The 22,376-nt window shown below is 70.4% G+C and carries 17 protein-coding genes; 11 read left to right on the plus strand and 6 right to left on the minus strand.

The features are described 5' to 3' along the window. Nucleotides 1-120 precede the first annotated feature (120 nt). The 8 genes from WJM95_RS34300 to WJM95_RS34335 all read left to right on the plus strand — a co-directional run bounded on the left by WJM95_RS34300 (nt 121) and on the right by WJM95_RS34335 (nt 8,055). Entirely contained in the window at nt 121-945 is an 825-nt protein-coding gene (locus WJM95_RS34300) for a restriction endonuclease (RefSeq protein WP_339134915.1), read from the plus strand. A gap of 295 nt (nt 946-1,240) precedes the next feature. After that, nucleotides 1,241-2,044, plus strand: a complete 804-nt coding sequence (locus WJM95_RS34305; RefSeq protein WP_339134917.1) for an alpha/beta hydrolase — start codon at nt 1,241-1,243, stop codon at nt 2,042-2,044. Then, nucleotides 2,044-3,315, plus strand: a complete 1,272-nt coding sequence (locus WJM95_RS34310; RefSeq protein ID WP_339136024.1) for a SpoIIE family protein phosphatase — start codon at nt 2,044-2,046, stop codon at nt 3,313-3,315. Before WJM95_RS34305 ends, WJM95_RS34310 begins: the two co-directional genes overlap by 1 nt. A 1-nt stretch (nt 3,316) precedes the next feature. Then, nucleotides 3,317-3,670, plus strand: coding sequence for an STAS domain-containing protein (locus WJM95_RS34315; RefSeq protein WP_339134919.1), 354 nt, complete (start codon nt 3,317-3,319; stop codon nt 3,668-3,670). A gap of 625 nt (nt 3,671-4,295) precedes the next feature. Beyond that, entirely contained in the window at nt 4,296-5,918 is a 1,623-nt protein-coding gene (locus tag WJM95_RS34320) for a PP2C family protein-serine/threonine phosphatase (RefSeq protein WP_339134921.1), read from the plus strand. Beyond that, nucleotides 5,915-7,000 carry a cobalamin-dependent protein gene (locus tag WJM95_RS34325; RefSeq protein WP_339134923.1) on the plus strand — a complete coding sequence of 362 codons (1,086 nt, stop codon included), beginning with the start codon at nt 5,915-5,917 and terminating at the stop codon, nt 6,998-7,000. Before WJM95_RS34320 ends, WJM95_RS34325 begins: the two co-directional genes overlap by 4 nt. Further along, complete coding sequence (locus tag WJM95_RS34330; RefSeq protein WP_339134925.1) at nt 6,997-7,470, plus strand: STAS domain-containing protein; 474 nt, start codon at nt 6,997-6,999, stop codon at nt 7,468-7,470. Before WJM95_RS34325 ends, WJM95_RS34330 begins: the two co-directional genes overlap by 4 nt. 60 nt (nt 7,471-7,530) lie before the next feature. Further along, the gene (locus WJM95_RS34335; protein ID WP_339134927.1) at nt 7,531-8,055 is read left to right on the plus strand and encodes a MarR family transcriptional regulator; all 525 of its coding nucleotides are present in this window, start codon (nt 7,531-7,533) and stop codon (nt 8,053-8,055) included. Nucleotides 8,056-8,619: 564 nt separating this feature from the next. On the opposite strand, the gene WJM95_RS34340 is transcribed toward WJM95_RS34335, so the two are convergent. After that, entirely contained in the window at nt 8,620-10,797 is a 2,178-nt protein-coding gene (locus tag WJM95_RS34340; protein WP_339134929.1) for an FUSC family protein, read from the minus strand. A gap of 178 nt (nt 10,798-10,975) precedes the next feature. Between WJM95_RS34340 and WJM95_RS34345 the strand changes: the two genes are divergently transcribed. After that, the gene (locus tag WJM95_RS34345) at nt 10,976-12,247 is read left to right on the plus strand and encodes a transposase (protein ID WP_339134931.1); all 1,272 of its coding nucleotides are present in this window, start codon (nt 10,976-10,978) and stop codon (nt 12,245-12,247) included. Between the two features lie 249 nt (nt 12,248-12,496). On the opposite strand, the gene WJM95_RS34350 is transcribed toward WJM95_RS34345, so the two are convergent. Next, nucleotides 12,497-13,672 (minus strand): glutathione-independent formaldehyde dehydrogenase, encoded by a 1,176-nt coding sequence (locus WJM95_RS34350; protein WP_339134933.1) that lies wholly within the window; start codon nt 13,670-13,672, stop codon nt 12,497-12,499. 304 nt (nt 13,673-13,976) lie between these two features. Next, entirely contained in the window at nt 13,977-15,098 is a 1,122-nt protein-coding gene (locus WJM95_RS34355; protein WP_339134935.1) for a hypothetical protein, read from the minus strand. A gap of 461 nt (nt 15,099-15,559) precedes the next feature. Between WJM95_RS34355 and uvrA the strand changes: the two genes are divergently transcribed. After that, complete coding sequence (uvrA, locus tag WJM95_RS34360; protein ID WP_339134937.1) at nt 15,560-18,031, plus strand: excinuclease ABC subunit UvrA; 2,472 nt, start codon at nt 15,560-15,562, stop codon at nt 18,029-18,031. Between the two features lie 157 nt (nt 18,032-18,188). On the opposite strand, the gene WJM95_RS34365 is transcribed toward uvrA, so the two are convergent. From WJM95_RS34365 to WJM95_RS34375, 3 genes are all read right to left on the minus strand, one after another. Next, entirely contained in the window at nt 18,189-18,638 is a 450-nt protein-coding gene (locus tag WJM95_RS34365) for a DUF1931 family protein (RefSeq protein WP_339134939.1), read from the minus strand. Between the two features lie 362 nt (nt 18,639-19,000). Continuing rightward, complete coding sequence (locus WJM95_RS34370; RefSeq protein WP_339134941.1) at nt 19,001-19,846, minus strand: aldo/keto reductase; 846 nt, start codon at nt 19,844-19,846, stop codon at nt 19,001-19,003. 118 nt (nt 19,847-19,964) lie between these two features. Beyond that, a complete protein-coding gene (locus WJM95_RS34375; protein WP_339134943.1) occupies nt 19,965-21,134 on the minus strand; it encodes an MFS transporter in 1,170 nt (389 codons plus the stop codon). A 266-nt stretch (nt 21,135-21,400) separates the two neighbouring features. Between WJM95_RS34375 and WJM95_RS34380 the strand changes: the two genes are divergently transcribed. Then, nucleotides 21,401-22,291, plus strand: coding sequence for a LysR family transcriptional regulator (locus WJM95_RS34380; protein ID WP_339134945.1), 891 nt, complete (start codon nt 21,401-21,403; stop codon nt 22,289-22,291). Nucleotides 22,292-22,376: the final 85 nt, after the last annotated feature.

The raw sequence follows: 22,376 nt of genomic DNA on the forward strand, positions 1-22,376 counted from the left end.
GCAGCCACGTCCGGGATTTCGCGAAGCCAAGGCCTGACTCTCACGAACCCGGTAGAACGGCCGATGCCTGGGAAGACGCGAGTTGATCTTCGTTGACGTCCCAGGGGAGGAAACATCACCATGGCCGTTCCCGCACGCGCCCGGCGCACCGCGCGCCGCTCCCGTCGGTTCGAACTCCGGGCGACGGCCCTCTACTTCGCCCTCCTCGCGGTCATCCTCGCTCTGGTGGGCGCGGCCGCCCGCACCGCGGCCGCCGCCGCGGTGCACCGTCCCGCCTGGGCCGTGGCGCTCGCCCTTGTGGGCGTCGGCACCGTCATGGCCGGCTGCCGTGGGAGGCGCCGGATATCGGCGGCGAGGATCGCGCGCCGCGCGGCCCTGGCCCTGGACGAAGCCACGCAGACGGCGGTCGAAGCGCTCGACACGGCGTCACCGGCTCCCGCCGTCGGCCTGGTCCCCGCCGCGGCCGGCACCTGCGGCTGCCTCGGCACGGATCCCGCCGTCCTGCTTCCCGAGACCGTGCCCGAGACGCCCTTGGACACGGTGGAGATCGCCTACGAGGCCCTGGACCCGGACGAGTTCGAACAGGCGGTGGCCGAATTGTGCCGGCGCGACGGCTGTCTCGACGTGGACGTCGTGGGCGGGGCCGGGGACCTGGGCGCCGACGTCGTGGCGAGGACGCCCGACGGCCGCTCGGTCGTCATCCAGTGCAAGCGGTACTGCGACGGCAACCGGGTCGGCTCACAGGACCTGCAGCGCTTCGGCGGCACCTGCTTCACCGTTCACGGTGCCGATGTCGCCGTCGTGGTCACCACCAGCGACTTCACCGCCCCCGCCCTCGACTACGCCGAGCAGTGCGGCATCGTGTGCGTCGACGGTCCGCAACTGCGCCGCTGGCAGGAGGATGCGGGACCGAGGCCGTGGGAGGCGCAGCCGTCGGCGGCCTGAGGCGGGCCGCGTCGGCGGTCCGATTCCAGGGCCTGCCGGGTCCGGGGGACTGATCACCGACGCCGCGATCAGTGCCGCCCTGCCAGCGGGCGGCACCCTGCTGTACCGGCGGAGCCGGGCCGCTTCCCGCCCGTGACGCCACGCTCCGGGTGCCGCTCGCGTCCCTCGCAGCGTATGGGCGTCAGGGAGGCCGGGCCCGCGCGTTGCCGCCGGGGCCGGTACAGCCGCAGGACCAGGAATGCGACCAGGGGCAGGCCCGTGCTTCAGGTGGTGAGGGTGATGCGAGACTTGCGGCATGGACACCCGTGGCAGGAACAACGTCACCGTCACCGGCCGTGCGGACGGGCCGGTGCTCCTGCTGGCGCACGGGTTCGGCTGTGACCAGAACATGTGGCGCCTGGTGGTCCCCGCGCTGGCCGCGGACTTTCGGGTGGTGATGTTCGACTACGTGGGCTCCGGCCGTTCTGATCCTTCGGCCTGGAGCGAGCAGCGCTACAGCTCGCTGGAGGGCTATGCCCTTGATGTGCTGGAGATCTGCGAGGAGCTGGACCTGCGGGATGTGATCTTCGTGGGGCATTCGGTCAGTGCCATGGTCGGGGTGCTCGCGGCGGCCAGGGCCCCCCAGCGGTTCTCCCGCCTGGTGATGGTGGCTCCCTCGCCCCGCTACATCGACGAGGACGGGTACCGGGGCGGTTTCAGCACGGACGACATCAATGAGCTGCTGGATTCGCTGGAGTCGAACTATCTGGGCTGGTCCGCCGTGATGGCCCCGGTGATCATGGGTAACGCGGACCGGCCGGAGCTCGGCCAGGAGCTGACCGCGTCGTTCTGCGCGACCGACCCGGACATGGCCCGGGTCTTCGCCCGAACGACGTTCCTGTCCGACAGCCGCGCCGATCTCAAGACGGTCGCGGTGCCGACGCTGGTGCTGGAGTGCAGGCAGGACATGATCGCCCCGCGCGAGGTCGGCTCATACGTCAATGAGGCCATTCCCGGCAGCCGTCTGGTCACGCTGGATGCGACGGGGCACTGCCCGCAGCTGAGCGCACCGCAGGCCACCGTTCAAGCGATCACCGACTTCATCGGCGCTGCCGCATGATGTGCCGTACCAGCCATGACCCGGGCGAGGAACCGGACGTGGGTGTCGCGGACGCGGTGTTCATCTCGATGCTGGAGGACAGTGCCGAGGAGCTGTACGAGCAGGCACCGTGCGGCTACCTGTCGACACTGATGGACGGAACCATCGCGAAGATCAACACCACGTTGCTGGACTGGCTTGGCCTGTGCCGGGCTCAGGTGGTGGGCCGGATGAGGTTCGCCGATCTGCTCACAGTGGGCGGGAAGCTCTACCACGAGACGCACTTCGCCCCGTTGTTGCAGATGAAGGGAGAGGCCAGCGGCATCGCCCTGGACATCAAAGCCTCCGGAAAACAGCGGATGCCGGTGTTGGTCACATCGAAGGTGAAGACCAGCGACGACGGCGAGCCGCAGCTGATCCGCACGACCGTCTTCGACGCCCGCGACCGCCGCGCCTACGAGACTGAGCTGCTGCGCGGCCGCCAGGCGGCGGAGGAAGCACGCCGGCAGGCGGAGGCCGACCGCGAACGGCTCCAGGAAGCCCTCGCCGTCCTTCAGCAGAACCTGCTGCCCGCCGAGCTGCCCAAGGTCCCGGGCCTGGAGGCCGCCTCCTACTACCACACCGCCTCCCCGGACCTGCTCGGCGGAGACTTCTACGACCTGTTCCCCCTCGACGCGGACCGATGGGCATTCTTCCTCGGCGACGTCTGCGGCAAAGGCCCCCAGGCCGCTGCGGTCACCTCACTGACCCGCTACACGCTGCGGGCCGCCGCCCTGCACGACCCGGACCCCGTCACCGTGCTGAGCACCCTGAACACCGTGCTGCACGAGCGGTACACCAGCGGCGACACCCGCTACTGCACCGCCATATTCGGCGTCCTCACCCCCGCCGACGACCACGTCAGTGTGCACGTGGCCTCCGGAGGCCACCCCTCCGCACTGATCCAGCACGCGGATGGCACCGCAGACTATCTGCCGACCCCCGGCGGCATGCTCGTCGGCGTCCTGCCCGGCGCACAGTTCGAAACCGCCCGCACCCGGCTCTTTCCCGGCGACACCCTGCTGCTCTACACCGACGGCCTGACCGAGGCCCGCACGGGGCCCGATCGCGAGCTGTACGGCGAGGACGCCCTGCGCGCCTTCACCGCCGCCCAGCCCGCTGCTGGACCGCAGGCCCTGATCACCGCACTGACAGGGCTCCTCACCGGGTTCGGTGACGGCCTCGACGACGACACGGCGCTGCTTGCCCTCGGCGTGCCCGCCCCGCTTCCCACCCCGCGAGTGAAGACCTGAGATGAGCCCGCTGACGATCACCTCCCGAGATGCCGCCACCGGTCCCGTACTGGAGATCACCGGTGACCTCGACTACGAGACCGCCCCAAATCTCCGCAAGTCCCTCGACAATCTCACCCTGACCGGCGGGCAACTGCTGGTCCTGGATCTGGCCGGCCTGGAATTCTGCGATTCCAGCGGCATCACCACTCTGCTGGCCGCCCGCAACCTGGCCGCCGAACGAGGCGGTGACATGGCCCTGGCCGCGGTCCCCGCCAACACCGCCCGCATCCTGTCCATCATCGGTCTGGACCGGGTCTTCATCATCCACCCGGACGCCGCAACGGCCACCACCCCCCGCTCTGCGGGAGGTTGATCCGGCCGCCGGGCCGGCTGACGATCAACTGGACGATCTCCACCGCGGCGCTCGCCACCGGAATCCCGTAGCCCTCTCTCGGCTTTGTCGGCAAAGGCAGTCGCGATAGGGCGGCCCCGGGCGATGCAGGAGCCGCCGCCCCTCCACGCACCCCGCACACCCGCGGTGGAGCTGACCTCTTCGAGAAGTGTGAGCCCGCTTCGCCTCTCTGGCGGGCCCGGCTCAGGGCTCGTACGCCGAGGGCCGGGGAGTGGAGGAGAACTGGCCGGCCGCCCGTCTTTGTGAACCTTTTCATCCTCTCCCCAGAGTCTTCACCCGCCCCGTCGGGGACCCGGGCGGGGACGCGCTGCTCTGGCGCATCGGAAGCCGCGCGGGGCTCTGGCCTGCGTCTTTCGCCAGGTGAGGTGGTTGTCTCCGCCGGGGGTTGGGAGCGCTATTGCCGCAGGTGCCGGAGCCGCAGGGGAGTGAGGCGCCTGTTCGGAGGCGCTCAGGAACGAGAGTGAGTTGCCAGTAATGGTCCTCGTGGAGGATGGTTGCCGTAGGGCAACTTTCTTCGACCGGATGAGGTGAGGGGTTCGCGTAGCGGGCCTTCGTATTGGTGACTTCCACCCAGCAGGAACAAGCCGTGAGCACAGATGCTCCGGCTTATGTGCCATGGACGTCCGTGCCCTACCCGGTCCTTATCGCGGATCCCGCCGGTGCGGTACTCCACGTCAACGCCCAGGCCGGCGGACTCTTCCCCGCGATCCGCTCCGGTGCTGCCCTGGCCGGGAGCGTGCCGGCCTGGCTCGCGGACGCACACGCACGCCAGGTGGCAGACGGCCCGAGCGACAACGTCCTGGTGTCGGGCCTGGTGGGGGAGAGGACCTTTGAGGCTCATCCCACCGTGCAGGACGACGGGGACGTCGTGTGGTGGTTCGTGGACGATACCGATCACCGGCTGGCCCGTGAAGCACTGCGGATGGAGCGCGAGCGGACCGCTTTCCTCGCCGAAGCCTCCAACACCTTGCTCTCGTCACTGAATCTGGAGCGGTGCATGGACGTGACCGCCCAACTGGCCGCCGAACATCTCGCGGACGCCGCGCTGGTCATCGCGCCCCGCAGCGCCCACCGACTGCCGGTCGTGGTCTGCCTGCGCGGCGGCGGCACGCAGCGCTTCCAGTGGAACGTCGACCCCGAGGAAGTCCCTGGTCTGGGGGAGGCTCTCCAGGGCTTCCCCCCGGTGCCGTCGCGATGGGTCGACCCCGCCTCGGCCCCGGCCTGGCTCGTCCCCGACGGATTCGGCACAGTCGGTTCGATAGTCGTCACGCCGCTGCCCGGGCACGGCGTGCCCGCCGGAGCCCTGATCCTGCTGCGACGCAGCGGGGAGACCGCGTTCAGCGAGGCGGAGGAGGTCTTCGCCCGTCTGTTCGCCGCCCGCGCCGGCGCCGCGATGTCCGCGGCACGCCTCTACGCCGAGCAGTCCTCCCTGTCCCGGACCCTGATGCAGGACCTGCTCCCGCCGGTCCTGCGCCAGATCTCGGGAGTGGACTTCGCGGGCGGCTACCGGCCATCGAAGGACCACGAGCGCATCGGTGGCGACTTCTACGACGTCCATCCCGCCGCCACCGACGGCGAGGCGTCCTTCGCGGTCCTGGGCGATGTCTGCGGCAAGGGCCTCGAAGCCGCCGTCCTGACCGGAAAGATCCGCAACACACTTCAGGCTCTGCTGCCCATGGCCGATGACCACCAGCGCGTGATCGACCTGCTCAACGGCGCGCTCATCAACTCCCGCCACACCCGATTCGCCACCCTCGTCATGGTCTCCGCCGTGCGCGAGGCCGGCTCCGTGCGCCTTCAGGTGACCAGCGCCGGACACCCGCCGGCCCTCATCGTGCGAAGCGACGGCACCGTGGAGGAAGGCAGCTCCCGCGGCACACTCGTCGGGGTCTTCCCCACGGCCCGCGCGACGACCGCTCAGGAGACGCTGGCTCCCGGTGAGTTCTGCGTGCTGTTCACCGACGGCATCACCGAGGCCAAGGGCGGCCCGTTCGGCGACGAGATGTTCGGCGAGGACCGGCTGAAGGACGCGCTGGCCCAGTGCGCGGGGATGCCCGCGGAGGCGATCGTGGAACACGTGCAGATGCTCGCATCCCAGTGGGTGGGATCCGCGACGCACGACGACATGGCCGTCATGGTCATCGCCGCTCCACGTTCCCACCACCTCAGCGCGGTGGACGGCCATACTCGGGGCAGGTTCACCGCATGACCCCTACCGTCACCGTCTCCCTGGAGCACCGGATCGACCAGCTGTGGGAGGCGGTCTCGCTCGGCGACGAGCAGGCCGCCACTCGTGCGGTCTTCGGCGCGCTCAAGGACGGTACGCCGGCGGAAAGCGTGCTCCAGGACGTGATCGCGCCCGTTCAGCGCAAGGTCGGCGAAGAGTGGGCCGCCAACCGCCTCACCGTCGCAAGGGAACACGCTGCCACCGCGATCAGCGACAGGGCCGTCGCCGCACTCTCCCATCACCACGCCGCCCACGCCGCAGTCGGCCGGGGCACGGTGATCGTGGCCTGTGTGGACGGGGAATGGCACGGCCTGCCCGCCCGCCTCCTGGCCGAAGTCCTCAAATTGCGCGGCTGGACGGTCGACTACCTCGGTGCTCAGGTCCCCACCGACCACCTGATCACGCACATCCACCAGACCGGGCCCGAAATGGTGGCGCTCTCCGGCTCGATCGCCACCCGCCTGCCGACCGCGCACGCCACGATCACCGCGGTCCAGGCCACCGGCACCCCCGTCCTGGTCGGCGGGGCCGCCTTCGGCCGGCACGGCCAGTACGCCCGCCTGCTCGGCGCCGACGCCTGGGCCCCGGACGCGAGGACCGCTGCGGACCGGCTCGACCAGGGACCGCTGCCCCGCCCCGCACCGGCGCACCAGCCCATCGACGACCTGCCGCACCTGGCCGACCAGGAATACACCATGGTCGCCCGCACCCACACCCGCCTGGTGCGCACGGTCATGGGCGCACTGGAAGAACGCTTCCCCGCCATGCGCGACTACACCACCCGGCAACGCCAGCACACGGCCGAGGACATTGCGCACATCGTGGACTTCCTGGCCGCCGCCCTCTACACCGGCGACCCGCAACTCTTCACCGACTTCCTCACCTGGACAGCCAAAATCCTCAACGCCCGCAGCGTCCCCGCCCGTTCCCTCACTCCGGCCCTGGACATCCTGAGCGAGCAGCTCAAGGACTTCCCCCGGGCCGCTCTCATGCTCACCCAGGCCACCGACTGCCTCACCGGGACAAGGTCCGTGATCGCCTCCGACTCCAGGAACACCGCATGACGCCTCCCTTTGGACTCGAACCCACCCAGTTCCGTCTGACCGCCGCACCCGGCCCGGACGAGGACGTCCTGATCCTGAAGATGCACGGGTTCCTCGACTACGACTACGCCGACTGCTTCCTGGCTGCCGCGACCGAGCACCTCGAAGGCACACCAGGCCTGCGCGCCCTGCACCTGGACTGCAGCGACCTGGACGGCCTCGACTCCATGGGCCTGGCCATGCTGCTGATGCTCCACCGCCGCACCACCGCAGCGCACGTCACCCTCTACCTGGACGCCCGGCCCCCGGCCCTCGAGCGGATGCTGGACATCACCGGCACCCTGGACCACCTCGCCCCCCATCACGCTGCCACGACGAGCGGTCCCGCCGAGCCCCACCGCATGGCATATCGTCATACGTCAGAAGACGACATACGCCTCGACCGCGCCGGCCAAGGGCACCGGCCCTCCGGATCGGACTCCAGCGGCTGACGTCCCAACCCTGCGTGTGTCACCGGCATCAGGGACCAGGCACCTCGGATGGGAACCCGCATGACCGAGCGCACCCGCCCCACCCTCGATCCCCTTCGCGCCGCGGCCCGCCAGGCCGGCAGCATCGCCGAACTCCTCGACGTCATGTGGGAACAGGACCGCGACGCCCCACCCCCCTACATCCCCGTCTCCCAGCTCCGCGTGATGTACATCGTCGACCGCGAGAACGGGATACGCATGCGAGCCCTCAACCGGCTCCTGGGCGCTGCGCCGCCCTCGGTCTGCCGCCTGGTCGACCGCCTCCAGGCCCTCGGCTTCGTCGAACGCCGGCCCTGCCCGGACAGCCGCCGCGAAATCACGCTCTCCCTGACCGGGGCAGGCCGCAAGCACCTGGCCCGAATCCGTGAACGGCGCGACCACCTCCTGGTCCAGGCCCTCGCCGGCATGCCGAGCCGGCAGCGCACCGCACTGACCGAAGCCCTCACCGGATTGCAGCAGGCCCTGGTCGACCAGCCCATGCTCCGCCTTGCCCCAGAGGACGTCCCACCCGTCTCCCTGGCGCGAGACACAGCACGATCCGCCTGACATTCGTACACGCCATCGCAGCAGACCAGTTGTGGCCAAAGGCCGGCAGGCCGAGCCGTATCTCCTCGCGTTCGCGGCGAGTGCGGCCGAGGGGGAACACCCGGCGGTGTTCTCCAGCCGTACGCTGTGTTGTCTCACCTCGTGTCGCGGCTGAGGGAGCGAAGTGGCGTACGAATGGCGGCTGTTCCGGGGCAATGATGGCGGAGCGCCCGCAGCCGACTGGCCCGGTGGGACGACCTGGAGGCGCGTGAACGCGCGCTCGGGCTGCGTGAGCGGCAGCCGATCCTTGCCGGAGGGTGGGGTCGCCCCACGGTTGACGGGCTGGTGCCGCGCCCGGTCGGCGCCGGGAAGCAGCTGGGTGGGTGGCTTCCGGGACAGCCCCCGACCGGGGGACTTGTGCCGGACCTTGGTGGCCGCGCCGGCCGCGTAGCGCCGCGCCCCGGCGGCTGAACCGGCCGTCACCGCGACGAGGCAGGTCACGGTGGAATGGTGGGAAGACGCCCGACGCGGTCGGGAGGCTGCTTGCCGCTCCAGGAAGCGCGGCGCTCCCCATGGCCGACTTCGTCATCCGCCCCGGTGCACGGTGCCTGATCCGTCACCTTCCGCCGCCACGGCAGCCCGCACCCGCTGCTCCTCGCGAGCAGAGGCGACATCCCGTTCCAGGGGGGTGCGACTCACGGCCGTCGCGAGGTCTTCCAAGGCCCGTTTCTGCAATTCCGCCTCGCGCCGCACGACCGGGCTCCGATTGCCGGCGGCGGCGTCCTCCCACGCGAGGAGCGCCTTCTCCACACGCTCCCAGTCCGGATTCCTGTGCTCGCGCACGTCGACTGCTGCCTTCGCGGTGTCGGTCTCCAGGGCCTCGGCGAGCCGCTGCGCCTCGGGGACGAAACGGCTGTCGTCCTGTGGGACGTGGCTCTCCATGAGCATCACCGCCCGGCCGAACCCCTTCAGCGCCTTTTGCGCCTCCTCCGCCTCACGCGACGTCAGACCCCTGGGGCGGACCGGTTCCTGCCTTGCCCGGTCGTATGCCTCCTGCCAGGCGGCACGTGCCTCCCTGCTCGCCAGCAGTGCCCTGCGCAGGGCGGCGTGATGCTCCTGGGTCGGTTCGGCGTAGCTGCGGAGCACCGCGGCCGCGTAGCGGCCGTTGGCGGCGAGCCAGTCCGCAAGCCGGCCCGGCAGCCGGGGCGTCTCCCACGCGGGGAACACGACGTAGGCCAGCATGGCCAGGGCCCCGCCGAGCAGGGTGAGCACCACCCGCTCCGGGACCGTCTGCTCCCATGTCTGGCCGCCCATGCCGAGCAGGAAGACGACGTACGCGGCGGTGAAGCACTGGGAGTAGGCGTAGCCGGTACGGATCATCGTGTACGACAGGCCCGCGAAGACCACCGCCAGCGCGCCGAACACATGGGCGTCCGGGCCCAGGGCCCGCACCATCCCGGTGGCGAGCGCGACCCCCGCCAGGGTCCCGGCGAGACGGGCCACCGCGCGCGCGTACGTCCGGTGGAAGTCCGGCCGCATCACCATCACCGAGGCGATGGGCGCCCAGTAGCTGTGGCCCAGGGGCAGCCGGGCGGCGATCAGGTAGCCGAGCGTGGCCACTGCCGCCAGGCGGACGGCGTGCCGGAACACCGGCGAGTCCCGGCGGAGCTCGCGGCGGACCGCCTGGGCGACGACCGGGACAAGCCGGAGCATTGTCGGGCGCACCAGGAACTGAGCGCCGGCAGGGCCGGGCGGCGTTGGCGTCTTCTCGGGCGCATCGCCGCTTCCGGCGATCTCCAGCGCCTCGCCGAGCAGTTGTACGAGCCGCTCGGCCGTTTGCCGCGCGGGCCCCTCCAATACCTCGTGCTCCTCGTCGATACGCAGGACGGCCGTGCTCCTGGTCGGCACCTCGGCGGGAGTGCCGTGGCGGATCGAACGGGCGGCCGCATCCAGGACGTCGGCGGCCGCGTCGAGCAACTCCCCCGCGCGGTCCCGCCCGGGTCCCTCCGCCGGGGCGCCGACGTCCGGGTCGGCGAGCGCGGCGATGACCGGCCGAATACGCTCGGCGAGTCCTCGGGGGCCGTGCAGGACGGGGGGACGGGTGCGGGCCTGTGACGGCGTCACGGCGGCCGCGTCCCGGGCCGTCATCAGCGGCTCCGGGTCGAACGGGGCCGTCGGGTCGTGCCGCAGCCGGCGGGCGTAGTCCGCCAGTGCGGCTAGGGCGTCGGCGAGCGCGTCACGATGCGCCCCCCAACGGCGGATCGGGAACAGTAAGATCAGCACGGCTTGCACCACGCCTCCGAGCGCGATGACCCCGGCGTGCTCCAGGGCTCGCTCGACGCTCGTGGGCAGGGTGATGGTCACCAGCATGCTTCCGACGGTCGTCGCTGCGACGATCCCAGCGGTCGGTCCGACGGCCCAGGCCATCCCCGCGGCGAAGGCCCATACGGCCAGCAGCGGGAGGAACGTCACGAGTCGTCCCGCGGCCAGGTAGCCCACGAAGGTGCTGAGTGCCAGACCCGCGCCGGCGCCGAGCGCGATCACCTTGCGCGGACGCCAGGTGCGCTGGAAGGTGGCCCCACCCGCGGAGTAGGCACCGAGGGCGGCGGACGCGGCGTACGCAGGGGAGACGAGCCACAGTGCCGGCCCGACGACGATCGCCACCCCAGCGGCCGTGCGCAGCGCGAGCAGGAACTCCAGTCGCGTCTCCTCGATCGTGAGCCCGGATTGCACGACCTCTCCGAAGGCCCGCAGCCACGTCACGGGTGTGAGCCTGGCCGGAACACCTTGCCGGGGCGCATCGGCCTCATCAGGTCTCCTTCGTGGATACCCCGGCCTTCAGGCCGGGGAGGGAACGAAGCTCCTGCGGAGCAGGGCAGGGAAGGCCGGTTCGCCTCTTGGGCGGAGCGGCGTTGTCAGTGGTGGTCGTTAGGTTGGTCGCGTGTATCTGCGGTATTCCTTCCGGCTCGTGCCGACGCCGGGTCAGTGCATCGCGCTGGCCCGTACGTTGGGCTGTGCCCGGGTGGTCTACAACGATGCGCTGGCCGCGAGGAAGGCCGCCTACCGGGCGGACGGGTCGCGGATCGCGGCGGGTGTGCTGGCGAAGCGGGTGATCACGGAGGCGAAGAGGACGCCCGAGCGGGCGTGGCTGGCGGAGGTGTCGGTGGACGCCTTGCAGTCTTCTCTTCGTGATCTCGATACGGCGTACGCGAATTTCTTCGCGTCGGTGTCGGGCAAGCGGCCGGGGCGCCGTATGGGGCTTCCGGTGTTCAAGTCGAAGAGGGACAGCCGGCAGGGCGTCCGTTTCTCCAGGAACGGGTTCCGGCTGCGGGGCAACGGGCGGCTGAACCTCGCGAAGATCGGGGACGTGCGAGTGCGCTGGTCGCGTTCGCTGCCGTCGGCTCCCTCCTCGGTGACTGTGCTCAAGGATCCGTCGGGCCGGTACTTCGCGAGTTTCGTCGTTCAGGTCGAGCCCGAGCCGCTCGCGCCCGTCACGTCCGAGGTCGGTATCGACCTGGGGCTGATGCTCCCCCAGACTCCGTCCGGGGGGACCCCCATCGCCGTTCTGTCCGACGGGCGGGTGATCGACAATCCCCGCTTCCTGCGGCGTGCCGAGCGTCGGCTGAACAAGGCGCAGCGGGCGTTGAGCCGCAAGGCGAAGGGGTCGAGGAACCGGGCCAAGGCCCGGCTGAAGGTCGCCCGGGCGCACGCCCGGGTGGCCGATGCGCGCAGAAACTGGTGCCATCAGAGTGCTTCGAGGCTGGTCCGCGACAACCAAGCGGTCTACCTCGAAGACCTGGCGGTCTCCGGTCTCGCACGCACCCGCATGGCCAAGTCTGTGCACGACGCGGCATGGGGCATGTTCCGCCGCGTGCTGGAGGAGAAGGCGGCCCGCTACGGCCGGCACGTCGGCATCGTCTCCCGCTGGCTGCCCTCCTCGCAGACGTGCTCGGTGTGCTGGGTCGTGGACGGGACGAAGCCGCTGCACGTGCGTATCTGGCGGTGCGAGGGCTGCGGTACTGAGCATGATCGTGACCTCAATGCGTCGCGTGTGATCCTCGCCGCCGGGCAGGCGGAGAGGCTAAACGCCCCTGGAGGGCCGGTCAGTCCTGGAGTGGAAATCCCACGCCGGGCACGGCCCGTTGAACGGGGAACCCACCCGAAGGCCCAGCCGGTCACCACCGGCAGCCAGGCGGGAATCCCCGCCCTTTAGGACGGGGAGGATGTCAATGAGGTGAAGCAACCGTCGGGCAGGGAAGCCTCCCACACGCCCAGCGAACAGGCTCGAGGGCCTGTTCGCTGGGCGGCGTGCAGACACTGCGGACACTGCCCAGCGTCCGCCGTCCGTCCTTTCCTACCGGGCCGGAGTGCGTGCAATTGCCGTTTGGTCAGGTCCGACCGGAGCGTGGGCCATTGCCCCAGCCGCGGCCGGAGTATGGGCGGGACGGCAGCTCCGGGGCGCCTACCGCTTATGACCGTTCCCATGTCCGTTCGGATGCAGGACCACCTTGGTCCAGCCCTCGTCGCGTGCGTCGAAGTGCTCGTAGGCGGTGGGGGCCTCGTCCAGGCTGAGTTCGTGGGAGACGACGAAGCTCGGCTTCGCCTTCCCGCCGGCGATCAGATCTCGCAGCGCCCGGTTGTACCTCTTTACCGGTGCCTGCCCGGTGCCCATGCGCTGGCCCTTGAACCACATCATGCCGAAGTCGATGGGGACCTTGCCCTGAGCCTCCAGTTCGCCCTGGGCCTCCGCGCCGCCGGGGTCCTGGGGCAGGAACACGCCCACCACGCCGATGTCGCCCGTGAACCTGACCGAGTCGATCAGTCCGTTGAGCGTGAGGCTGGCGTCCTCGTGTCCCTCGGGATCGTGCGCCTGATAGCCGACGCACTCACAGCCGTTGTCGGCGCCCAGACCGAGGGTGGCCTCCTTGACGACCTCCGTCGGCTTCTGCTCAGCGGTGTTGATCGGGATGGCCCCGATCTCCTCCGCCTTGCGCAGCCGGTCGGGCTGGTGGTCGGCCACCCAGACACGCCCGGCGCCCTTGAGGAGGGCGGAGTAGGCCGCCATCAGTCCGACAGGGCCGGCCCCGAAGACGATCGTCTGGTCACCCGGCTTGACGTGGGCCATCTCGGTGGCGTGATAGCCGGTGGGGAAGATGTCGGCGAGCATCACGTAGTCGGTCTGCCGCTCGGCGGCGTCTTCACCTAGACGCAGCGCGTTGAAGTCGCCATAGGGCACACGCAGGAGTTCCGCCTGGCCGCCCTGGTAGGGGCCCATGTCGGCGAATCCGTAGGCGGCTCCGGCGAGAGCCGGTTCCGGCTGCATGGTCAGGCAGTAGTTGGTCAGCCCCCGCTCGCACTGCTTGCAGAAGCCGCAGGCGATGTTGAAGGGCAGGACCACATACTCGCCGACCTGGACCTTGCGGACGGCCGAACCGACCTCCACGACCTGGCCCATGTTCTCGTGTCCCAGGGTGCGGCCGGACTCGAACGAGGTGCGGCCCTCGTACATGTGCAGGTCCGAACCGCAGATGTTGGTGGTGGTGATCTTGACGATGATGTCGCAGGGATGCTCGGTCTTTGCGTCCGGTACGTCCTTCACGGTGACCGTTCGCGGGCCTTCGTATACAGCTGCTTTCATGATCGCTTCCTTCGGTGCTGAGGCATGACCGCAGCACGGGTGCGATGGAGAGGTACCGAGCCCGACTCCCGGGGTTGGTGCGACGGGGTCGGTGGCTCCGGAGTGCCTCTGTGGGCCGTTCACCCGGTTCAGGTGGAACGGCGGTGCCGCCGTGGGCCTGCCCGGCGGAGCTTCGGCGCTCCGGCGGCGTGCCTTCCGGGTCCCCGTCAGCCCTTGGCGCGAAACGACTACGCACCGATCGATCAGTGGAATCTTCGTACGCGGACGGCCACCAGCCATCGGCGAATCCGACTCGGGTCTCCAGCTAGTCGCCGTCGTTGTCTTGGAGCATTTGGCGGCGCTCCTGTTCGCGCTTGGAGTAGGCGGCTGCCCGGATCGCCTCGTCGCTCTCCAACCCTGATCCCAGCGCCCCGCCCACCGTGGCGACCGAAGCGACGAACCAGGACAACGTCCAGTATTCCGTGGCGTCAAGCGGGGTTCGTGTCGTGGAGGCGAACACTTGGCCGTTGAGGATGAACAGGGCCCACACCAAGTTGATGACGATCAGACCCGCGTAGCAGACGAGCACCCCGATGCCCACGGTCATGACCGTCGAGGCGTTGTAGAGCCCCGCCTTTTGCCTCGCCTCCTTCGAGGTCTCTGCCGATCGATGCCACAGCTGCGCGTCCACGATCAGCCAGCCGCTCATGAGCGCGACGGACCCGACCGTGGCGATCACGAGGCGTGGCGCGCTCAGGGACTCGGCCAGGCTCCAGATGGTGGAGTTCACCGTGGCGGCTACTCCTGTGGCGAGTGCGGCCGCCAGGGCTTTCGACAAGCCGGGCACCAGGCGCCACGGCCGGTTGGCGCGGACCATACCGAGGAGCACCCTGAGGTAACCGCGCGGTCCGCTGACGACATACCGAAGATCAGCGGTCTCCTCCTCACCGACGTGGCCCGGGTGGATAGGCGCGAGGCGGCTGACGAAGGGCCCTAGAAGCGGCTGACTCCGAGGAAGTCCCTCAGCCCCGGTGTCCCGGGGGCCCGTCAAGCTGAGCACGGCTTCTTCCACGGCCCGCCGGGCTCTCGTCTGCAGACGCAAGCCCCCCAGCGTAGGAAGGGACAGCAGGGCCAAGCCGTGTTCGTGACTCAGATCCAGAACGAGCTTGCGCCCGTGTGAGTGCAGCGGAAGGTCGGTGAGGGCCACGACGATGTCCCAACTCTCCGCTCTTCCGCGGTCCATGATCCGGCGCATCAAGGTGGGCTGGTCCTCGGTCCCTGCGGTGAACGGCTCACTGACCACCTCGACGTCGAACCGTTGCCCCTGGCCTGACTTGTCGGCGAGCCGAGCGGGAAGTATCCGTGCCATGCGCTGCGCGATCTCCGTGGGCGCGTCCGGATCCGACAGGAGAGCCACGACCGTAACGCCCTGAGACGACACCCGCATGACTCCCTCTCGTCGGCTGCCCCCGCGATCGCCCGTACCCACAGGATGCCCCCGAGGCATCGCCGACGCCGCGGGACACGCTGGCCCCTGCCGGCAGGGGCAAGGCGGTCGGTCAGGTCTCCCGGTCCTCCCCACACAGGGCCTGTTCCACCCCGGGCCACGGTTGCGTGCGCCACCGGGAGGCGAGCCACCGCGTTCGCGAAGGGCGCCGGCAGCAGAACAGGCCAAGGCCCCGACCGGTTCGGGGGATCCCCAGCCGGGGCCGATCGAGAGTGGGCGCGAAGGGCGGTCGCCTCGCGGCGGGGGCTCCAAAGGCCTTCACGCCCACGCTCGGATCACCGGTGAAGCCCCTCGAAGGTTCCCTGGGAGCGCCTCGTACCGGGATTCTCCGGACGCTCGTGTGAGCGGGGCCAGGTGTCGGCGCCTGTCGCGCGGTTCCCGGCACGATCAGGTAATCAGGAATGGTGAACAAGGATGCGACCGACACCTTCGTGCATGTCCGGGGCGCCAGTGAGAACAACCTGCGCAACGTCGACGTCGACGTTCCGCGGGACGCGATGGTCGCCTTCACCGGCGTCTCCGGTTCGGGCAAGTCCTCGCTCGCGTTCGGCACGCTCTACGCGGAGGCCCAGCGGCGCTACTTCGAGTCCGTGGCACCGTACGCCCGAAGGCTGTTGCAACAGGTCGGCGCACCGCACGTGCAGGAAATCACCGGACTGCCACCGGCCGTGGCCCTGCAGCAGCGACGCGGGTCGCCCAGTTCGCGCTCGACGGTCGGCACCATCACCACGCTGTCCAATCTGCTGCGCATGCTGTACTCCCGCGCTGGCACCTATCCTCCCGGGGCCGCACGGCTGGAGGCCGAGTCGTTCTCACCCAACACCGCGGCCGGCGCCTGCCCGGAGTGCCACGGACTGGGCGTCGTGCACGACGTCGCCGAGGACCTGCTTGTCCCGGATCCCTCGCTGAGCATCCGCGAGGGTGCGATCGCCGCCTGGCCGGGCGCCTGGCAGGGCGCCAACCTGCGCAGTGTCGTGAACGGTCTGGGGATCGACATCGACCGACCGTGGCGCAGGCTCAGGAAGAAGGACCGGGACTGGCTGCTGTACACGGACGAGCAGCCCTCCGTGTACATCGAGCCGGAGGAGGACCGCGTCGACTACGGCTACCAGGGCAAGTTCTGGAGCGCCCGCAAGCACGTCATGCACGTCCTCGCCGATTCCAAGAGCGAGAAGATGCGCGAGCGGGCGCTCCGGTTCGTCAGGAGTGTGCCCTGCCCCGCCTGTCACGGCAGCGGACTGCGGCCCGAGGCACTCTCCGTCACCTTCGCCGGACGTTCCATCGCCGAGATCAACGCGATGCCCCTCACCGAGGTCGTGGCGCTGCTGCGGCCCGTCGCGGAGCGGTCCGAGGCCGACGCCACCACGTCGACCGCCCGATCCGGGGAGACGACCGAGGTCGCGGTCCGGATCTGCGGCGATCTGGTCGCGCGGGTCGAGGTACTGCTCGACCTGGGCCTGGGATATCTCAGCCTCGGGCGCCGCTCGACGACCCTGTCGCCCGGCGAGGCGCAGCGCCTGCGGATCGCCACCCAGCTGCGCTCAGGGCTGTTCGGCGTCGTCTACGTCCTCGACGAACCCTCCGCGGGCCTCCACCCGGCCGACGCGGAACCGCTGCTGGACGTGCTGGACCGCCTCAAGGCAGCGGGCAACTCACTGTTCGTCGTGGAGCACGACATGGACGTCGTACGGCGAGCGGACTGGGTGGTCGACATCGGCCCCGGCGCGGGCGAGGGCGGCGGACGCGTGCTGTACAGCGGCCCGGTCGCCGGCCTTGAGCGGGTCGGGGAGTCGGCCACGAGCCGGTACCTCTTCGGGCGCGCCCAGCCGCTCGATCACCGCCCGCGCGCACCGCACGGCTGGCTGCACCTGCGCGGCGTCTCCCGCCACAATCTGCACGACGTGTCCGTCGACGTACCGCTCTGCGTACTGACGGCGGTGACGGGCGTGTCCGGTTCCGGGAAGTCGACGCTGGTGACGCAGGTGCTTGCCGAGGTCGTCCGCGGCCACCTCGGACTCGCACCCGAGGAGCCCGACGAGGCAGAGCTGGAGGTCGACGTCCAGGACGCGTCGGGGGTCGAGTCGTTCGACCGGCTGGTCCTGGTCGACCAGCGGCCCATCGGCCGAACTCCCCGGTCCAACCTGGCCACGTACACGGGGATGTTCGACGCGGTGCGCAAGCTGTACGCGGCGACGGACGAGGCCAGGGCCCGCGGCTACTCCGCCGGACGGTTCTCCTTCAACGTGCCCGAAGGGCGGTGCGAGACCTGCCAGGGCGAAGGATTCGTCGCGGTGGAACTGCTGTTCCTGCCCGGCACCTACGCGCCGTGCCCGACCTGCCAGGGCGCCCGGTACAACGCCGAAACGCTGGACGTCACCTACCACGGCAAGAACATCGCGGAAGTGCTGGCGCTGTCCGTCGACGCCGCCGCCGAGTTCCTGTCCGCCGTCCCGGCCGCCTCCCGCAGTCTGGAGACGCTGCGCGAGGTGGGACTGGGGTACCTGCGGCTGGGGCAGCCCGCGACGGAACTCAGCGGTGGCGAGGCACAACGCATCAAACTGGCCACCGAACTCCAGCGAGCCCGCCGCGGTCACGCGCTCTACCTGCTCGACGAGCCGACGGCGGGGCTGCACCCCGCGGACATCGCGCTGCTGCTGCGACAGCTGCACCGGCTCGTCGACGCCGGCAACACGGTCGTCCTCGTCGAGCACGACCTGGACACCATCGCCACCGCCGACTGGGTCATCGACCTCGGGCCGGGCGGCGGCGACGCGGGCGGGCGGGTGGTCGCGGCGGGCCCGCCGGCCAAGGTCGCGAGGGCCCGCCGCAGCGCCACCGCGCCCTATCTCGCGACCCGGCTCGCGCGCCCCTGACGACGGCGCGAAGGCCTGAGCATCGGTCAGCCGGGTTCGGGCGCAGGGCCGAACGCCATGCTGCATCAGCTTAGGACGGGTATCGCTCGTGTCCCGCCCGGGCCCGTTCCACGATGAGTTCGGCGACGTGGCGCATCTTGACGTTCACTTGGGTGTACTACAGCAGCCGGTCGAACACGGCGGTCGCACCCTCCCAGTGGCTGGTCTGCGGGTTCTTGAGGTCCGGATACATGACTTTGAACGTTTCGGCGAGGGCGACGCTGAGACCGCCGATGATCTCGGGGTAGCGCTCTTCGGTCTCCTGCGTGGGTGTCCTGTCGAGGGGAGGGTGCGCGGCGAGCTGTTCCAGGATCGGCTTCAGCTCGACCTCCTCGTCGAGCCGCCGGAACCGGTGGACGCTCTCCTGGAGGCCCTTGGTGATCGGTAGGTCCCACGGTTCGACGGTGTCCCGGCCGTTCGCCTTGGCCGATGCCTGGCCGACGACCAGGAGGTCGTAGAGCTTGGCGTCGACGAAGTCGCCGTACCGCTTCAGGTCGTTCTTGTCCACGTCGAGGCCTGCGGCGGCGCGGAAGAACCTCTCGAACTTCGACACACCCATCACGGTCATGCCTCTCGCCTCCTCACCGGGAACGGACGGCGCCGTTCGCTCCCCCGCGCCGCCATCGGGTATTACCCGGTCGAGATTCGCAGAGCCCCCTGCTGAGAGCCTCCGCACTCCAGGCCGAAAAAGGGCGCCCCCTCCTGCCCTGGCAGAGCAGCCTGAAATGCGTGGTCATCACTGAACATCGGCGGCACGGCCCAGCCCCGCAGCGACCGGCCGATGATCTACCCGTGGTCTGTCGGGCTGCACCACAGCAGGGCGTCCGCGACCCGTTCGGTGTCCGCGAACCGACGGGGCGGACGCAAAGATCCAGCACTAGGACGTGAGGAACGGAAGAGCCGGCCGCTCGAGGTCGATCACCAACACCTTCAGAGCATCTCCAGGGGCGTGGGCCCGCTCGGTGGCGGAAACGCCTCGTCGAGGGCGTCGAGCGCCTCGGGGGGAAGGCGGAGGTCCACCGCGCCGCGGTTCTCCCGAACGTGGTCGGGTGATCCGGAACGCGGGATCGCGGCCACCCCCTGCTCCAGCTCCCAGGCGAGTGCCACCTGGGCCGGCGTGGCTCCGAGGTCCCGGGCCACCGCATGCAGTGCCTCGGCCTCCAGGACCCGTCCCTGCTCGATCGGGGAGTAGGCCATGGCCGTCACCCCGGCCTGGCGGCACCAGGGAAGCAGATCCCACTCGATGCCACGCCGGGAGAGGTTGTACAGCACCTGGTCGACGGCCACTGCGTCGCCACCGGGGAGAGTGGTCAGCCCGGTCATGTCGGCCACGTCCAGATTGCTCACGCCCCAGTAACGGATCTTCTCCGCCTCCAGCAGGTCGGTGAATCCCGCGAGGGTCTCTTCGAGTGGCCACCGTCCCCGCCAGTGCAGCAGGTACAGGTCCAGCCGTTCCGTGCGGAGCCGCCGCAGGCTGCCCTCGCAGGCGGCGACGGTGCCCTTCCGGTCGGCGTGGCCCGGCAGCACCTTGCTGACGAGGAAGATCTCCTCCCGGCGTCCGCGGAGGGCCTCCCCGACGAGTTCCTCGGCTGCGCCGTCGCCGTACATCTCCGCCGTGTCGACGACGGTCATGCCCAGGTCCACGCCCAGCCGCAACGCGGCGACCTCCTGCTCACGCCGGGCCGGATCCTCGCCCAGGTACCAGGTGCCCTGCCCGAGTGCCGCGATCTCCTCACCGGAGGGGAGCGCAATCGTTCCGGCCGATTCCGCAGACATCCCGGGCCTCCCGTCCGCATGGATCCGTGTCACGCGCACGCGCACCGGGTGCCCAGGTACGCACCTTCCAGACAGCCGTGTCGCATGCGGCCCAGGGAGATCAGGAGGGGCGAGAAGACTACGCCGAGAGCTCGCCCGGACCGGGTGCGCGATCGCGCAACGCGACGGCGACCGACACGACGGCGCCGCAGGAGAGGGCCGTCGCGAAGCCGATCATCGCGGTCTGCACGGCGAAGTGCCGCAGGGCGATGCTGAACAGGACGGAGGGCAGTCCCATTCCCAGGTACGCGACGACGAAGAACACGGCGAGGACCCCCGCGCGTGAGGCGGGCTCGGCCACTGCACCGGCACGTTCGACGCCTCCCTTGAACAGCAGCCCGGAGCCGGCTCCCGACAAGGACACGGCGACCAGGTAGAGCCACAGCGCCGGGTGGTAGAGGGCGACGGCGCACAGGACCAGGCCGACCGGGAAGACCACTGCCCCCACGGTCAGGAGCCGGGGCAGGGGGAGGCGGCCCAGGACCAGCTGGGCGGTCGCCGCGGAACCGAACATGAGGAAGGCGGCCAGGCCGGCCACGAGGTGCGAGTCGGTGTGCAGGGTGCCGTGGAGCACGCTCGCCCCCAGGGAGGAGATCAGGCCGAGGATCGCGAAGGCGAAGGCGCCCAGGGCGCCGGCCGCGCCGAACGTCCGCCGGCCGCCTGGGCGCAGGACGAACCTGCGGGGCGGTTCGGCCGCGGGCAGCTCCAGGTCCACGGTCTCGGGGGTGGACAGGACCAGTGCCAGGCACGCTGCCATGGCGAGTGTGAAGATCGCCTGGGTGGTGATCAGGGGTGCGGGAAGCCACTCGGCGGCGGCGCCGGCGATGAGGGGCCCTGAGGCCAGGCCGCCGAGGTTGGCGGCGGTGGCCACGATGCCGGGCAGCACTGAACCCGTGCGATCCGGACGGGCCTCGTGGTGGAGGTCGTGCAGGTACGTCGTCGCGGTCGAGGCCATCAGCCCCAGTCCGGCACCGTTCAGGATCCTGCCCGCGATCAGCCCCGGCAGGTCCCGCCACACCATCAGTACGACCGAGGCGACGATGCCGACCAGCAGCGCCGGGACGATGATGCGCCGCCGGCCGAGCCGGTCCGACAGATGTCCCAGCCCCAGGAAGGCGACCGCCGCGCCCACGACCATCGAGGCGTACGCCACCGTGACCGTGGTCGCACCGAAGTGGTCCCGGGCCTCGTACAGCGGCCACAGCGGAGTCGGCGCGGTGCCGAAGGCCATCAGCACGGTGAAGGCCACCGCCACGAACCAGAAGCCGGTCGCGTGCGAGGCACGGCGTCCGGCTGGGGCGTGGGGCGGCAGGCCGGCGGGAGCGAGTGCTGGGATCCGGTGGTTCGGGTCGCCGGGAGCATCGGCTGTGGGACGGCTCAGCGGCGTCGGAACGGCAGGCAGGGGTACCCCTCCTCAGGCGGAAGTTGATGGCGTTTTCCATCCTCCTCACCAGCAAGGATCAATGCCAACGAATGTTTTTGCTGAGCTCGAGCAATGCGAGTGATACTTCACGGGTGGAGCTACGTCAGCTGGAGCACTTCATCGCGGTCGCCGAGGAGCTGAGTTTCACGCGTGCCGCCCGTCGGCTGCATGTGGTGCAGTCCGGGGTGTCCGCCGCGATCCGCTCACTGGAGCGCGAGCTCGGCTGCGCGCTGTTCGAGCGCACGTCGCAGCAGGTCCGGCTCACCGGGGCGGGCGCCGCGCTGCTGCCGGAGGCCCGGGCCACCCTGAACGCCGCCCAGGCCGCCCAGGACGCCGTGGGTGCCGCACAGGACACGCTGCGCGGCACGGTGAACGTGGGCGCCATGGCCTCGGTCGAGGTGGTGGACCTGCCTGCGCTCCTCGGGCAGCTGCACGCGCGGCATCCGGCGATCGACGTCCGGCTGCGGCTGGCGACGACCGGGTCGGCGGGACTGGCGCACGCGCTGCTCAGCGGGGACCTCGACGTGGCCTTCCTGTCGCTGCCCGAACGCAAGCCCGCCGGGATCGACGCACGGGAGCTGGCCACCGTGCCGCTCGTCATGGCGGTGAGCGCCGCCCATCCGCTCGCGCAGAGGGGAAAGGTGGCACTTGCGGACCTCGCGGGGGAGCCCTTCGTGGACTTCCCGCCGGGCTACGGCAACCGTGAGGTGGTCGACCGGGCGTTCGCGGCGGCGGGCGTCGTACGCAGGGTGGCACTGGAAGTGCCCGACATCGACATGGGGGCGGCTCTGGTCCGGCATGGTCTGGGCGTCGCCTTCCTGCCCGCGTTCGCCGTTGCCCGGACCCCCGGCCTGCATGTCCTGGACGTGTACGACACCACGCTCCGCTGGAGCATGCATCTCGGCACGTCGTCGACCCGGCGGCCCAGTTCGGCTCTGCGGGCGCTGCTCGGCCTGGTCGACCTCCATGTCATCGCGCTGTGACGCCGGGGACGGGGGCCGGACGTCACCCATCGGTGGTGTCCGGCCTCCTGCGTTCGCCTCGCTCCGGCCGCGACATCTACCGCGC

Source organism: Streptomyces sp. f51 (genome assembly GCF_037940415.1).
Taxonomy (GTDB): domain Bacteria; phylum Actinomycetota; class Actinomycetes; order Streptomycetales; family Streptomycetaceae; genus Streptomyces.